The 12,699-nt window shown below is 67.1% G+C and carries 15 protein-coding genes; 9 read left to right on the forward strand and 6 right to left on the reverse strand.

The window, feature by feature from the left end; translation table 11 throughout:
* Nucleotides 1-11: 11 nt before the first annotated feature.
* From AC1RDJ_RS22325 to AC1RDJ_RS22340, 4 genes are read left to right on the forward strand one after another with little or no spacing between them, the layout of a single operon-like run.
* Nucleotides 12-1,010: a sulfonate ABC transporter substrate-binding protein gene (locus tag AC1RDJ_RS22325; protein ID WP_493028737.1), complete on the forward strand. Its 999-nt coding sequence runs from the start codon at nucleotides 12-14 to the stop codon at nucleotides 1,008-1,010.
* Between the two features lie 33 nt (nucleotides 1,011-1,043).
* Nucleotides 1,044-2,204 carry an FMNH2-dependent alkanesulfonate monooxygenase gene (ssuD, locus tag AC1RDJ_RS22330; RefSeq protein WP_071324279.1) on the forward strand — a complete coding sequence of 387 codons (1,161 nt, stop codon included), beginning with the start codon at nucleotides 1,044-1,046 and terminating at the stop codon, nucleotides 2,202-2,204.
* A 1-nt stretch (nucleotide 2,205) separates the two neighbouring features.
* Entirely contained in the window at nucleotides 2,206-2,997 is a 792-nt protein-coding gene (gene ssuC / locus AC1RDJ_RS22335) for an aliphatic sulfonate ABC transporter permease SsuC (protein ID WP_071324278.1), read from the forward strand.
* Between the two features lie 17 nt (nucleotides 2,998-3,014).
* Nucleotides 3,015-3,845, forward strand: a complete 831-nt coding sequence (locus tag AC1RDJ_RS22340) for an ATP-binding cassette domain-containing protein (protein WP_493028738.1) — start codon at nucleotides 3,015-3,017, stop codon at nucleotides 3,843-3,845.
* Here the strand turns inward: AC1RDJ_RS22340 and AC1RDJ_RS22345 are convergent.
* Together AC1RDJ_RS22345 and AC1RDJ_RS22350 are read right to left on the reverse strand one after the other, a co-directional pair.
* Nucleotides 3,802-4,512, reverse strand: coding sequence for an HAD-IA family hydrolase (locus AC1RDJ_RS22345; RefSeq protein WP_493028739.1), 711 nt, complete (start codon nucleotides 4,510-4,512; stop codon nucleotides 3,802-3,804). The two genes, AC1RDJ_RS22340 and AC1RDJ_RS22345, sit on opposite strands and share 44 nt — an antisense overlap.
* Before the next feature lie 55 nt (nucleotides 4,513-4,567).
* Nucleotides 4,568-5,035 carry an META domain-containing protein gene (locus AC1RDJ_RS22350; protein ID WP_493028740.1) on the reverse strand — a complete coding sequence of 156 codons (468 nt, stop codon included), beginning with the start codon at nucleotides 5,033-5,035 and terminating at the stop codon, nucleotides 4,568-4,570.
* A 163-nt stretch (nucleotides 5,036-5,198) separates the two neighbouring features.
* Between AC1RDJ_RS22350 and AC1RDJ_RS22355 the strand changes: the two genes are divergently transcribed.
* The 5 genes from AC1RDJ_RS22355 (at nucleotide 5,199) to AC1RDJ_RS22375 (ending at nucleotide 10,365) form a co-directional block, all read left to right on the forward strand.
* Complete coding sequence (locus AC1RDJ_RS22355; protein ID WP_493028741.1) at nucleotides 5,199-6,140, forward strand: hypothetical protein; 942 nt, start codon at nucleotides 5,199-5,201, stop codon at nucleotides 6,138-6,140.
* The gene (gene pdxR / locus AC1RDJ_RS22360; RefSeq protein WP_493028742.1) at nucleotides 6,137-7,624 is read left to right on the forward strand and encodes a MocR-like pyridoxine biosynthesis transcription factor PdxR; all 1,488 of its coding nucleotides are present in this window, start codon (nucleotides 6,137-6,139) and stop codon (nucleotides 7,622-7,624) included. Before AC1RDJ_RS22355 ends, pdxR begins: the two co-directional genes overlap by 4 nt.
* Before the next feature lie 99 nt (nucleotides 7,625-7,723).
* Nucleotides 7,724-8,944: a benzoate/H(+) symporter BenE family transporter gene (locus tag AC1RDJ_RS22365; RefSeq protein ID WP_493028743.1), complete on the forward strand. Its 1,221-nt coding sequence runs from the start codon at nucleotides 7,724-7,726 to the stop codon at nucleotides 8,942-8,944.
* Nucleotides 8,945-9,043: 99 nt separating this feature from the next.
* Nucleotides 9,044-9,775 (forward strand): CPBP family intramembrane glutamic endopeptidase, encoded by a 732-nt coding sequence (locus AC1RDJ_RS22370; protein WP_493028744.1) that lies wholly within the window; start codon nucleotides 9,044-9,046, stop codon nucleotides 9,773-9,775.
* A 47-nt stretch (nucleotides 9,776-9,822) separates the two neighbouring features.
* Nucleotides 9,823-10,365: a gamma carbonic anhydrase family protein gene (locus AC1RDJ_RS22375; protein WP_289888859.1), complete on the forward strand. Its 543-nt coding sequence runs from the start codon at nucleotides 9,823-9,825 to the stop codon at nucleotides 10,363-10,365.
* A 1-nt stretch (nucleotide 10,366) separates the two neighbouring features.
* On the opposite strand, the gene AC1RDJ_RS22380 is transcribed toward AC1RDJ_RS22375, so the two are convergent.
* From AC1RDJ_RS22380 to yfiB, 4 genes are all read right to left on the reverse strand, one after another.
* Nucleotides 10,367-11,287 (reverse strand): acyl-CoA desaturase, encoded by a 921-nt coding sequence (locus AC1RDJ_RS22380; RefSeq protein ID WP_071324270.1) that lies wholly within the window; start codon nucleotides 11,285-11,287, stop codon nucleotides 10,367-10,369.
* Entirely contained in the window at nucleotides 11,287-11,604 is a 318-nt protein-coding gene (locus AC1RDJ_RS22385; protein ID WP_071324269.1) for a DUF3144 domain-containing protein, read from the reverse strand. The genes AC1RDJ_RS22380 and AC1RDJ_RS22385 overlap by 1 nt, the downstream gene beginning before the upstream one ends.
* A 69-nt stretch (nucleotides 11,605-11,673) precedes the next feature.
* Entirely contained in the window at nucleotides 11,674-12,168 is a 495-nt protein-coding gene (locus AC1RDJ_RS22390) for a gluconokinase (RefSeq protein WP_071326551.1), read from the reverse strand.
* 8 nt (nucleotides 12,169-12,176) lie between these two features.
* Nucleotides 12,177-12,686, reverse strand: a complete 510-nt coding sequence (gene yfiB, locus AC1RDJ_RS22395; protein ID WP_071324268.1) for an outer membrane lipoprotein YfiB — start codon at nucleotides 12,684-12,686, stop codon at nucleotides 12,177-12,179.
* Nucleotides 12,687-12,699 lie beyond the last annotated feature (13 nt).

The raw sequence follows: 12,699 nt of genomic DNA on the forward strand, positions 1-12,699 counted from the left end.
AAGGAAACGCCATGACACACCGCCACGCACAACGCCTCTCGCGCCGTACCACCCTGGGCCTGCTGTTCGCCGCCGCTGCCGGCGTGATGGCGGCCGGCATGCCGGTGACGGCGCAGGCCCAAGCCAGGGGGGAGGTACGCATCGGCTACCAGAAATACGGCACATTGACCTTGCTCAAGGGCCGCGGCACGCTGGAAAAGCGCCTGGCCGAACAGGGCGTGGGCGTGAAATGGACGGAATTTCCGGCCGGCCCCGTGCTGCTCGAAGGCTTGAACGTGGGCAGCATTGACTTCGGCACGGTTGGCGAGGCGCCGCCCATCTTTGCGCAGGCGGCCGGTGCCAACCTGGTGTACGTCGGCAATGAGCCGGCGTCGCCCGCCAGCGAAGCCATCGTCGTGCCCAAGGGCTCTGGCCTGCGCACCCTGGCCGACCTGAAAGGCAAGAAGATCGCCCTGAACAAGGGGTCGAACGTGCATTACCTGTTGTTGAAAGCGCTGGAAAAGGCCGGCGTCGCGTATGCCGACATCCAGCCCGTGTTCCTGCCGCCGGCCGATGCGCGCGCCGCCTTCGAGCGCGGCAGCGTGGATGCCTGGGCCATCTGGGATCCGTTCCTGGCTGCCGCCGAAAAGCAGCTGGGCGCCCGCGTGCTGGCCGATGGCAAGGGGCTGGTGGCGAACTACCAGTTCTACCTGGCGTCGCGCACCTATGCGGAAAAAAATCCCGAGATCCTGCGCATCGTGCTTGACGAAGTGGCCAAGGTCGATGACTGGGGCCGCAACAACCCGGACGAAGTGGCGACGATTCTGTCGGCGCAGACGGGCTTGAGCAAGGATGTCGTGGCGCTGGCCGCCTCGCGCTATGCCTACGGCGTGAAACCCGTGTCGGTCGACGTCATCGCCTCGCAGCAAAGGGTGGCGGACGCGTTCTCCAGCCTGAAGCTGATCCCGAAACCCATCGTCGTCAAGGACGCGCTGCTGCCGGCGCGCCAGCTGGCCACCAGCACCAAATAAACAAGCAAAGAAACAAGCAAAGGAAAGCGCACCATGTCATTGAATGTCTTCTGGTTTATCCCCACCCACGGCGACAGCCGCTACCTGGGCACGTCGCAGGGCGCGCGCCCCGTCGATGCCGATTACTTGCGCCAGGTGGCCGTCGCCGCCGATACCCTGGGCTACGACGGCGTGCTGCTGCCGACGGGCCGCTCCTGCGAAGACGCCTGGGTGGTGGCCTCGTCATTGATCAGTGTGACGCAAAAGCTCAAATTCCTGGTGGCCATCCGCCCCGGCCTGTCCACGCCTGGCCTGGCCGTGCGCATGGCTTCCACCTTCGACCGGCTGTCGAACGGGCGCCTCTTGATCAATGTCGTCACGGGCGGCGACCAGGGCGAACTGGAAGCGGACGGCCTGTTTGCCGACCACGCCAAGCGCTATGAAATCTCCGATGAATTCATCAAGGTGTGGCGCGCCACGCTGGCGGGCGAGGGCGGCGCTGCCGGCTACGATTTCGAGGGCAAGCATATCCAGGTGAAGGGGGCGAAAACCCTGTATCCGCCCGTGCAGAAACCGTATCCGCCCCTGTACTTCGGCGGCTCATCGGAGCCGGCGCACGAACTGGCGGCCGAGCAGATGGACGTCTACCTGACGTGGGGCGAGCCGCCGGCCGCCGTGGCGGAAAAGATCGCCGACATCCGCGCGCGCGCCGCGAAAAAAGGCCGCACGGTGCGCTTCGGCATCCGCCTGCACGTGATCGTGCGCGACACCAACGAGGCGGCCTGGCGCGCGGCCGATGAACTGATCAGCCATCTCGACGACGACATCATCGCCAAGGCGCAGGCGGCCTTCGGCAAGATGGACTCCGTGGGCCAGCAGCGCATGGCGGCCCTGCATGGCGGGCGGCGCGACAAGCTTGAAGTGTCGCCCAACCTGTGGGCCGGCGTGGGGCTGGTGCGCGGCGGCGCCGGCACGGCCCTCGTCGGCGACGGCCCGACCGTGGTGGCGCGCATGCAGGAGTACGCGGACCTGGGCATCGACACCTTCATCTTCTCGGGCTATCCGCACCTGGAAGAGTCGTACCGCTTCGCCGAGCTGGTATTCCCGCTGCTGGGCAAGGGCAAGGCCGTGGGCGAGCAATCCTTGAGCGGCCCCTTCGGCGAAGTCATGGCCAGCAACATCGTGCCGGCCGCGCCGCAGAAAAAGGCGGCCTGAGATGGCGGCCGGCATCGCCAAACGCGCGCCCGGCACGCCGTGGCGCGATGGCTTGGCGCCGTGGGCCCTGCCCGTGGCGCTGCTGCTGGCCTGGCAGCTGGCGTCGCAGTGGGGCTGGCTGTCGAGCCGCATCCTGCCCGAGCCGTGGGCCGTGGCGAAAGCCTTCTGGAGCCTGGCCGCGTCGGGCGAGCTGTGGCTGCACCTGAAAACGAGCTTGTGGCGGGCGACGGTGGGCTTCGTCATCGGCGCGGGGCTGGGTTTGCTGCTCGGGCTGTTGACGGGCAGCTTCCGCCATGCGGAAACCCTGCTCGACACCACCCTGCAAATGGTGCGCAACATCCCGGCCCTGGCCCTGATCCCGCTGGTGATCCTGTGGTTCGGCATCGACGAGACGGCCAAATTGTTCCTGCTGGCCGTCGGCGTGTTCTTTCCCGTCTACCTGAACACCTTCCACGGCATCCGCTCGGCCGACCAGGGCCTGATCGAAATGGCGAAAAGCTACGGCCTGTCCGGCTGGCCCCTGTACCGCGACGTGATCCTGCCGGCCGCCATGCCGTCCATCCTGGTCGGCGTGCGCTTTTCGCTGGGCCTCGTGTGGGTGCTGCTGATCGTCGCCGAAACCATCTCGGCGCAGGCCGGCATCGGCTACATGACCATGAATGCGCGCGAATTCCTGCAAACGGACGTGGTGCTGGTGGGGATCTTGCTGTACGCCTTGCTGGGCAAACTGGCCGATCTGTTTTCGCGCCGGCTGGAACGCCACTGCCTGCGCTGGAACCCCGCCTACCGATAATGACTGAAGAGGACACCATGCTGCTCGCCCCCATCCAGATCGAAACGGACTTCCTGTCCCATTTCGTGCAATACGACCCCGCCGGCGCGCCGCCGCAGGCGAAGACGGCGCCCGCCGCGCCCTTGCAGCGCCGCGGCGTGCCGTTGGCGTTGACAAAGCTGAGCAAGTCCTACACCAGCCGTCTCGTGCTGAAAAACGTCGACCTGCAGCTGGAAGCGGGCGAGTTTGTCGCCATCGTGGGGCGCAGCGGCTGCGGCAAGAGCACCTTGCTGCGTTCGATCGCGGGCCTGGAAAGCATCGATGAAGGGACGGTCGACATCGGCAGCGGCGTCGGCGCCCCCGATATCCGCATCATGTTCCAGGAATCGCGGCTGCTGCCGTGGAAGACGGTGCTCGACAACGTGGCCCTGGGCTTGCCCCGTTCCATCGGCGCGGCGGCCGCCTCGCTATGGACGGTGGGCCTGGCCGAGCGCGCGGACGACTGGCCGGCGGCCCTGTCGGGCGGGCAGAAGCAGCGCGTGGCGCTGGCGCGCGCCCTCGTGCACGAGCCGCAATTGCTGCTGCTCGACGAGCCGCTTGGCGCGCTCGACGCCCTCACGCGCATCGAGATGCAGCAACTGATCGAGTCGCTGTGGCTGGCGCGCGGCTTTACGGCCGTGCTGGTGACGCACGACGTGGCCGAAGCGGTGGCCCTGGCCGACCGCGTGCTGCTGATCGAGGAGGGGCAGATCACGCTGGATGTGCAGGTGGACTTGCCGCGCCCGCGCCAGCGCGGCCATGCGGCCTTCGCCGCGCTGGAGCAGGCTATCTTGTCGCGGGTGCTGCAACCGACTCCGCCAGCACGATGAAACCGTCGGCATCGACCGTCGCCACGATGCCCTCGTAGCTGGCGATGGCCGGGTGGCGCGTGGCCAGCGGGTGCGCATGCGTGGCGGTGACGACGACGACTTTCGCGCCAGCCGCTTCGCCCGCCTCGATGCCGACCGAGGCATCTTCGAACACCAGGCAGTCAGAGGGCGCTACGCCCAGCTTTTCAGCCGCCAGCAGGTAGCAATCGGGTTTCGGCTTGCCCGCCTTGACGTCTTCGGCCGTCACCATGATGGCCGGTATCGGCATGCCGGCCGCCTTCAGCCGCGCCGTGGCCAGCGCCCTGGGCGCCGAGGTGACGATGGCCCATTGCGCCGGCGGCAGCGACTGCAAAAAACGCCCGGCGCCCGCCACTTCGACAATCCCGTCCACATCGATGATTTCCGCATCCGTGATGCCCTGCGACTCGCGCTGCGCGTCGATGCCGGGCAGGCGCAGCCTGGCAATGGTGTCGACCGAGCGCGCGCCATGGATGGTGGGCAGGAAGGCCGCCACGTCGAGTCCCTGGCGCTGCGCCCACGTGCCCCAGATGCGTTCGGCGGCGGCGATGGAATTGATGACGGTGCCGTCCATGTCGAACAGAAAAGCCCGGTAGCGGCCGGCGGCCGATGGCAGTGATGGAGACGACGGCGAGGGCAGGGCGGACATGGCTTCCTTCCAAAAGATGGGCTGGAAGCCATTGTAACGGCAGTCGATTTTTATTTCACAGGTAGACCGATTCAAACCTGGCCACGGGCGCGCCATCCTTGAGCAGGACCAGGAATTCGCCATCGAAGCGGTAGCCGGTCACGCTGTTCAGTTTGGCCAGCACGGCATTTTCCAGCTGCATCAAAGGCGGCGGGCACGCCATGCGGGTGCCGGCCAGTTGCGTGAAGCGCAGGGCCGTGCCGTCCAGCGTGTAGCCGCCCATGACCTGGTTGCAGCCCGTGAATCCGTGGACCCTGCCCTCGTCGGTGAGGGTGATGCGCACTTCGCGTTCCTGCTCCGGCGCCATGACCACCGGGGCGCCATCGAGCTCCGTCAGCTTCCAGTAGGTGTTCGTCAGGCTGTAGCTGGGCGTCAGGTCGGTGCCCGGCGCGGCGCCGTCGTTCGTCACGGCGCAGCCGCCGGCCATGGCGATGGCGGCCGCGAGGGGCAGGTATTTGAGGCGATGCGTGAGGCGATGCAGCATGGAAGTCTCCTGTGTAAAAGGGGTATTCAAGGGAAATGTTCGCAAGACTAGCAGTTTTCCCGCACCGGCCTGCGTACCGCTGCGGCAAATGTTTCCATTTTGCCAGTCCTGGCATTAAACTCATGCTTTCTGCTGTTTCAACCTTGATCGGGGAGCCTGGCCGATGCTGCAAGCGCAAGCGCTGGATAATCGACTGGTCGCCACCACTGGCGACGATGTGCTGGTGGACCGCATCGTGCCCGGCGCGCCGCTGGTCATCGCCTTCGGCTTCGTTTCGTGGACGACGCGTCCGGCCTTCGACTTTTACGGCAGGCTGAAAAAGCTGGAGCAGGCCAGCGGGCAGCATCTGAACAAGATACTCGTGCGCGATTCGGGCAACGCCTGGTTTCACCGCCGCATCGCCGGCCTGGGCAGCCATGTGGACGAGACGGCGCAAGCCTTGCGCGACCTTGTGCGCAGCATCGCACCGAGTCAGGTCACCACCCTCGGCCAGTCCATGGGCGCGTACGCGGCCGTCATGTATGGCTTGCTGCTCGAGGCGCAGCAGATCGTCGCCTTCGGCCCGTTGTCTTTTCTGGACGTGGAGCAGGCGCGCCTGTATCACGAGCTGCGCTGGCTGTCCGTGATGGAGTCGCTGGCGCAGGACCCGCCACGCTCGGGCTATTATGACCTGGCCGCCCTGTGCCGCGCCAGGGCGACGGCCGATACGCAGCTGCACCTGGTGTTCGGCACGCGGCCCGACGTCGCCAATGCGGGCGCCAGTGCCAGCGAATCGGTGAACCTCGACGCCATGCACGCGCAGCGCCTGGCCGCCTTTGGCAACTGCACCCTGCATCCGTTTCCCCATTCGGGCCACGCGGTGGTGCAGCATCTGATCGACACGAAGCGCATCAACGGCTTGCTGGCCCAATGCATACTCGGCCTCGCTCTGGCGCCCGAGCCCATGCCGGACGTCAGCCGCGAGTGGCAGGACTGGGTGGCGGAAAACCTGCGCCTGGGCTGCGCCAGCGAGCAGCTGGTGGCCGTGCTGCAGCAGCACGGCTTTTCGCACGCCAGCAGCGTGGCCGCCGTGACGGCCGCCGGCGCCGGGCCGAAGGCGACATGACGGCGCGGTTCGAGCTCGACACCCTGAGAATCCGTCTCGCCGCTCCCGAACTGGCGGCGCTCGACTTGCGCGTGCGCGTGCAGCGCGCCTTGCGCCAGCTGATACTCGATGGCGTGCTGGCGCCCGGCCTGCGCCTGCCTGCGACGCGGGCGCTGGCGCAATCGCTGGGCGTGTCGCGCGACACGCTGGAAATGGCGTATGCGCAGCTGCGCCTGGACGGCTATGTGCGGCGCCAGGCGGGAGCGGGCAGTTTTGTCTCGGAATCGATGGGCGCCAGCTTGCTGGGCGCAGGCAGGCACGCACCGTCGGCGGCGCGGCCAGCCCTGCCTGCGCCACCGGTAGCGCTCAGCGCCAGGGGCGCACAGATGCTCGCCAGCGGCGGTGTGGCCGACCAGCAAAGCGTGAAGGCGTTTGCCACGGGCTTGCCGGAAACGCGCGCCTTTCCCGTCGATGTGTGGGAGCGGCTGCGGCGCCAGGCCGCGGGCGAACACCGTGCCAGCATGCTGCTGCACGGCGACCCGCAGGGCGCGCAGCCGCTGCGCCAGGCCATCGCCGACTATGTCAACCTGGAGCGGGGCGCGCGGGCCACGGCCGGCCAGGTGCTGGTGCTGAGCAGCACGCGCCAGGCCCTGTACCTGTGCGCGCAGGTGCTGGCCGACGCGCATGGTCCGATCCTGATGGAAGACCCCGGCTATTTCGGCGCGCGCAAGGCCTTCGAGATGGCGCAATTGGCGGTGGTACCCGTGCCCGTCGATGCGCACGGCCTGTGCATGGACAGCCTGCGCGCCGACCGCAGCGGCGCCAACACGGTGTATGTGACGCCGTCGCACCAGTATCCGACGGGCGTCACCCTGGCGCTCGAGCGCCGCCTCGCGCTGACCGCCTGGGCCGCCGAGCGGCAGGGCTGGATCATCGAAGACGATTACGACAGCCAGTTTCACTACGCGGGCTTGCCGACGGCCTGCGTGCAGGGGCTGGACCGGCAGCAGCGCACGATTTATCTGGGCACCTTCGCCAAGTCGCTGTATCCGGGCCTGCGCATCGGCTACATGGTGCTGCCGCCGGCCCTCGTCGCGCCGATGACGGCCGCGCGCAGCATCCTCGACGGGCATACGCCGCAGCTGGACCAGCTGACGCTGGCCCGTTTCATCGCCGATGGCCATTTCGCGGCCCATCTGCGCGCCATGCGCAAAGTCTACGCCGTGCGCCGCGATGCGATGGCGCGGGCCGTGCAGCGGCATCTGCCGCACGTCGTCGCGGCACAGCTGCCACCGGGCGGCTTGCAGATGCCCTGCCTGCTGCACGAGGGCAGGGCGGAGCCGGAGACGATACGCCTGGCGGCGCGGGCCGGCATCGTGCTGCCGGGCCTGAGCCGCCTGTATGCGCGGCCGCCGGCCCGCGGTGGCTGGCTGCTGGGTTTTGCAGCGTTGAGCCCGCACGAGATCGACAGCGGCATCGCCCGCCTGGCGCGCGCACTGGGCTGAGACGCGAAAGTGGTCTGCTGCATGTCGGGAAATTGGCCTGTCTGGGCAGTCCATGCCGGCATTAAGATGCCCCCTTTCACAGGCAAGGGAGCATTCCGCATGACGACAAGCGCAACAATCGAAAAAACGGCAGCGACGGCAGGACGGCTGCGCTGGCAGGATCTGGTATCGCCGACCATGGCGGCCTGCATTTCCGTCCTCGTCAACTATGGCGGCACTTTCGTGCTGGTGTTCCAGGCGGCCCAGCTGGCGCAGCTCAGCGCGGCGCAGACGGCGTCCTGGGTCTGGTCGCTGAGCATCGGCGTGGGCGTGACGGGCATCTGGCTCAGCTACCGCTACCGCGCGCCCGTCATCACGGCCTGGTCCACGCCGGGCGTGGCCTTCCTGGCCACCGTCATGCCGCACACGCCGTATGCCGAGGTGATCGGCGCCTACCTGCTTTCCGCCATCGCCTTCATCGCGCTGGGCATGTCGGGCGCGTTCGAGCGCCTGGTGCGGTTGATCCCGGGCGGCATCGCGGCCGGCTTGCTGGCCGGCATCCTGCTGCAGTTCGGCGTGAACGCGTTTGGCGGCGCCAGCGCCGATCCGCTGCTGGTGGCGGTCTTGCTGCTGTCGTATGCCGTGCTGCGCCGCTTCACGGCGCGCTACGCCGTGGTCGGCATCATGCTGATCGGCGTGGCCTTGCTGCTGGCGCAGGGGCGCATCGACGCGCAGGGCATAACCCTGACCCTGGCCGCGCCCGTGTTCGAGATGCCGCGCTTTTCCGTGGCGTCGCTGCTGGGCGTGGCGCTGCCGCTGTTCCTGATCACCTTGACGGGCCAGTACATGCCCGGCATGCTGGTGCTGCGCAACGATGGCTACCGCGTCAGCGCCAATCCCATTTTGACGGTGACGGGACTCGGTTCTCTGCTGATGGCGCCGTTCGGCGCGCATGCGTTCAACGTGGCCGCCATCACGGCCGCCATCTGCACGGGCAGGGATGCGCATCCGGAGCCGTCGAAGCGCTATATCGCCGGCCTGGCCTGCGGCGTGCTGTACATCACGGTGGGCATTTTCGGCGTCACCCTGGCCAGCCTGTTCATGGTCTTGCCGCGCACCTTCATCACGACCCTGGCGGGCCTGGCCCTGCTGGGCGCCATCGGCAACAGCCTGGCGCAGGCCATGGCGGACGCGCGCACGCGCGAGACGGCGCTGATCACTTTCCTGGCCACGGCCGCGAACGTCACCGTGCTGGGCGTGGGGGGCGCCCTGTGGGGTCTGGCGGCCGGGCTGGCGGCGCATGGCCTGATGCATGGCTGGCGCAAGGCGGTGGCGCATTGAGCGGGGCCTTGGGCGATTTTTCGCCCAAGGCCCCGGCCGCCGCATACAATTGCAGTCGTCCGTGCCCATTGGCACCTTGCTGTCGACTTGAATTGAACGATGCCCGAGATCACTTCCCTGGCGCAGTACCTGCTGGCGATCACGCCCGCCTTCCTCGTCTGCGCCGCCTTGCTGCTGGCAACGCAAGGTACTGTGCCGCTGCTGCGCGTGCTCGTGCATATCCTGTTCTTCGTGCTGGCGCGCGATGCGATGACGGCGCACGGCTACTGGCAGGTGGCGGCAGGCGGCTTGCGCTTCACGGCGCCGCCGCTGGTCTTGCTGGCGCTGGCGGCCATGTCGCTGGGGCTGGTGGCCAGTACGTGCTGGCTGGAAAGCGAGGCGCGCCGCCAGATCAGCTGGATGGGCAGGCGGCCGCTGCTGTCCGTGCTGCTGGGTGTGGCCGGCGCCATGCTCATCGTCGGGCTGGCCATGGTCCTGAAGACGCTGGCTGGCTTGCCGTCGCTGGCGCCCGTGGCGCCTTCCATGCTGCCTTTGCTGCTGGGCTTTGCGCTGGCGGCCAACTGTTATGAAGAATTGCTGTTTCGCGGCTTGCTGCAGCAGCAATTGCGCGCCTGGCTGCCGGCCTGGCGCGCGGCTCTGGTGTCGGGCCTGCTGTTTGGCCTGTGCCATGCTTTCCTCGCCACCACCGTCACGCAGGTGGGCGCGCCCATCCTCGTGTTTACCGTGATCGAAGGCGTGGTGGCGGGGCTGGTATATTGCCGTGCCGGTTTGTTGGGGGCTTCCCTGGCCCATGGCCTGGCGATTTTTGCGCTGGCGGCCGGCTGGGTATGATGTTTGTTGTTGACCATTAATCAAGAGTGAATGAAAGTGAAAATGCGATGCCTGTCAGTTCCTACCTGAATACCCGTCCCGTGCTGGGCGAACGCGTCTACCTGCATGACACGGCGCAAGTGATCGGCGATGTGCAGATCGGCGACGACTGTTCCATCTGGTGCAACAGCGTGCTGCGCGGCGACGTCAACCGCATCGTCATCGGCGAGGGCAGCAATATCCAGGACTTTTCCATGGGGCATGTGTCGCACAAGAATGCGGCCAAGCCCGACGGTTCGCCCTTGACCATCGGCAAGTACGTGACCATCGGCCATTCCGTGATCTTGCACGGCTGCACGATTGGCGACGAGTGCCTGATCGGCATGGGCAGCATCGTCATGGATGACGTGGTGGTGGAAAAACACGTGATGCTGGGCGCGGGCAGCCTGGTGTCGCCGGGCAAGGTGCTGGAAAGCGGGCATTTATATGTGGGCAGGCCCGCCGCCAAGGTGCGCGCGCTGACCGAGGCCGAGATCGCCTACCTGCGCTATTCGGCCGAACATTATGTGCGCGTGAAGAACAACTACCTGGCGGGCCGGGACGACGCCTGATTCAATTCGCGCTGGCGTCGTCGAGGCGGCGCAGTTCCGCCCGCGGCGCCAGGTCTTGCGGCAGGCGCAGGCCGGATACGAGGCCCATGCGTCGCAGCAACAGCAGCGCCCACCAGCCCGGGTCCCATTCGCCCGGCAGCAGGCCCAGCCTGGCTGAGCCCGGATAGGCGTGATGGTTGTTGTGCCAGCATTCGCCCATGGTCAGCAGCGACGTCAGGCGGATATTCCTGCCCTGCACGGCGGCGCCATCCACATGAAAATGCATCTGGCCATGGTTGTGGGCGAAGTAGCCGATCAGCCAGTGGCCCAGCACGCCCGCGCTGACCCGCGCGCACACGCCCCAGCAGACCAGGCCCCAGCCGCCCCACAGGAAGAACAGGATGGCCCACGGCAGTTGCTGCCACATCCACGTCGCTTCCAGGAAGCGATAGAAACGGTCGTGCGCGATGCGCGGCTCGATGGCGATCTGCGGCGGATGATCGAGCACCAGGCGGCAATGCAGTTGCCACCAGGCATCGCGCCAGAAGCCGCCGCCATGGCGCAGGTACGGGTGGCAATCGGGCAGGCGCTGCGCATAGTCGCGCAGTTCATGCTGGCGCAGCAGGCCCAGCGGTCCGCTGAGCCCTACCAGCACGCCCAGATACACGAACAGGTATGCCAGCCATCGGGGGCAGCGGTAGCTGTCGTGTATCAGTTTTCTATGGCTGCCGAGGGAATGGCCGAAGAGCAGAACGATGGCCGTGCTGATGAGAAAAAGCGCCAGACCGGTCCAGCTGAAGGCGAGGAGGGCGCCGCACAGCGTGCCGGCCAGCATGGCGATCAGCCACAGCGATTGCAGCGGCGCATAGCGTACTGAACCATTGAGCACGCTGTCGGCGTGCGTGGCGCGGGCGCGGTGGCCGGCCAGGCTGGCTGCGGACATCAGCCCTTGGGGGCCGACGACGGTTGCGTGTACTTGTCGAAATTGGTGATGTAGTCGTTGAAGTTGTCGGTCAGCATGCGCTTGTACTGTTCCGTGAAGAAGGCGACGGCGCCTTCCTTTTCCTGTTGCATCTTGGCCACGTCATTGCTCTTGCTGGCGACGAGGAAGGCGTTGAAACGGGCGGCCGCGTACAGCAGCGAAGTGGCCACTTCATTGCCGCCGCTGTGCATGCATTGTTCGTTGGCCAGGGCGATGACCTGGTCGGCGCGCTCCCAGAATTCCGGGCCCGGCGCTGGTTTGGTGCTTGGTGTGCTCATAAAATCCCTCATGAAAGTGCGCGTCAGTCTACACAGCGGGCTGCGCGCTGTCCAGCCGCGCGCAATGCTTCAGGGCGCTTGCAGGATCTGTTCCACGAGCACGGCCAGGGGCTGGCGGATGTCGAGCACGATGCCGGACTCGTCTGGCTGCAGCGGCTGCAGGGTGCGCAGCTGGCTGTCGAGCAGGCTGGGCGGCATGAAATGGCCGGGCCGCTGCACGCGGCGTTCCAGCACGTCGCGCGGACCGTCGAGGTGGGCAAAGCGCAGGGCCGGATCGCCTTCGCGCAGCAGGTCGCGGTAGGCGCGCTTCAGGGCCGAGCACGAGACCACCAGGCCGCTGCCCTGGGCCCTGGCCGTGGCGATGCGTTCGCGCAAGGCGGCCAGCCAGCCGGCCCGGTCGCCATCGTCGAGCGGCACGCCGGCGCTCATCTTGGCCACGTTCCCGGGCGGGTGCAGCTCGTCGCCTTCCACGTATGGCACGCCCAGCGCGCCGGCCAGCAGGCTGCCGACGGCGCTCTTGCCGCAGCCGGACACGCCCATCACGACCCAGCGCACGGCGGGCATGCCGGCACTCACGGCGCCGAGACGATGATGGTCACGCGGCGGTTTTCCGCCTTGCCCGTCTTGCTGGCGTTCGAGGCCACGGGCTTGCTCATGCCCAGGCCTTTCACGGTGATGTTGTCGCGCGGCACGCCCGTCGCGCTCATGGCGTCGGCCACCACGTTGGCGCGCGCCAGCGACAGCTTGTTGTTGTACGCTTCCGTGCCTTCATTGTCCGTATGGCCTTCCACGCGCATGTGCGTGATGCCCACTTTCAGCAGGGCGGCGCTGATCTTCTGGATGGCGCTGCGGCTGGGCGGCGTCAGCTTGGCGGCGTCGAATTCGAACAGCAGCTTGTCTGTGAAGCTCAGCTCCCAGCCTTCGTCCGTCTGGTTGAAACCCTGCTCCTTCAGGACGGCGACCTGCTCGGCGTTGAACAGCGGCTTTTTCTCGGGCGCGCTCTGGCAGGCCGTCAGCAGGCCCAGCATCAGGAGGAAGGGGGCGAGTAAGCCCAGGCGTAACTGCTTGTAGATGCATTGCATGGTGATGCTCCTT

The sequence above is a fragment of the Janthinobacterium sp. GW822-FHT07H10 genome (assembly GCF_058798675.1).

Excerpts from the sequence above, each read along its gene's own strand:
- AC1RDJ_RS22325 (WP_493028737.1), top strand. The coding sequence starts at position 12 with ATGACACACCGCCACGCACAACGCCTCTCGCGCCGTACCACCCTGGGC.
- ssuD (WP_071324279.1), top strand. The coding sequence starts at position 1,044 with ATGTCATTGAATGTCTTCTGGTTTATCCCCACCCACGGCGACAGCCGC.
- ssuC (WP_071324278.1), top strand. The coding sequence starts at position 2,206 with ATGGCGGCCGGCATCGCCAAACGCGCGCCCGGCACGCCGTGGCGCGAT.
- AC1RDJ_RS22340 (WP_493028738.1), top strand. The coding sequence starts at position 3,015 with ATGCTGCTCGCCCCCATCCAGATCGAAACGGACTTCCTGTCCCATTTC.
- AC1RDJ_RS22345 (WP_493028739.1), bottom strand. The coding sequence starts at position 4,512 with ATGTCCGCCCTGCCCTCGCCGTCGTCTCCATCACTGCCATCGGCCGCC.
- AC1RDJ_RS22350 (WP_493028740.1), bottom strand. The coding sequence starts at position 5,035 with ATGCTGCATCGCCTCACGCATCGCCTCAAATACCTGCCCCTCGCGGCC.
- AC1RDJ_RS22355 (WP_493028741.1), top strand. The coding sequence starts at position 5,199 with ATGCTGCAAGCGCAAGCGCTGGATAATCGACTGGTCGCCACCACTGGC.
- pdxR (WP_493028742.1), top strand. The coding sequence starts at position 6,137 with ATGACGGCGCGGTTCGAGCTCGACACCCTGAGAATCCGTCTCGCCGCT.
- AC1RDJ_RS22365 (WP_493028743.1), top strand. The coding sequence starts at position 7,724 with ATGACGACAAGCGCAACAATCGAAAAAACGGCAGCGACGGCAGGACGG.
- AC1RDJ_RS22370 (WP_493028744.1), top strand. The coding sequence starts at position 9,044 with ATGCCCGAGATCACTTCCCTGGCGCAGTACCTGCTGGCGATCACGCCC.
- AC1RDJ_RS22375 (WP_289888859.1), top strand. The coding sequence starts at position 9,823 with ATGCCTGTCAGTTCCTACCTGAATACCCGTCCCGTGCTGGGCGAACGC.
- AC1RDJ_RS22380 (WP_071324270.1), bottom strand. The coding sequence starts at position 11,287 with ATGTCCGCAGCCAGCCTGGCCGGCCACCGCGCCCGCGCCACGCACGCC.
- AC1RDJ_RS22385 (WP_071324269.1), bottom strand. The coding sequence starts at position 11,604 with ATGAGCACACCAAGCACCAAACCAGCGCCGGGCCCGGAATTCTGGGAG.
- AC1RDJ_RS22390 (WP_071326551.1), bottom strand. The coding sequence starts at position 12,168 with ATGCCCGCCGTGCGCTGGGTCGTGATGGGCGTGTCCGGCTGCGGCAAG.
- yfiB (WP_071324268.1), bottom strand. The coding sequence starts at position 12,686 with ATGCAATGCATCTACAAGCAGTTACGCCTGGGCTTACTCGCCCCCTTC.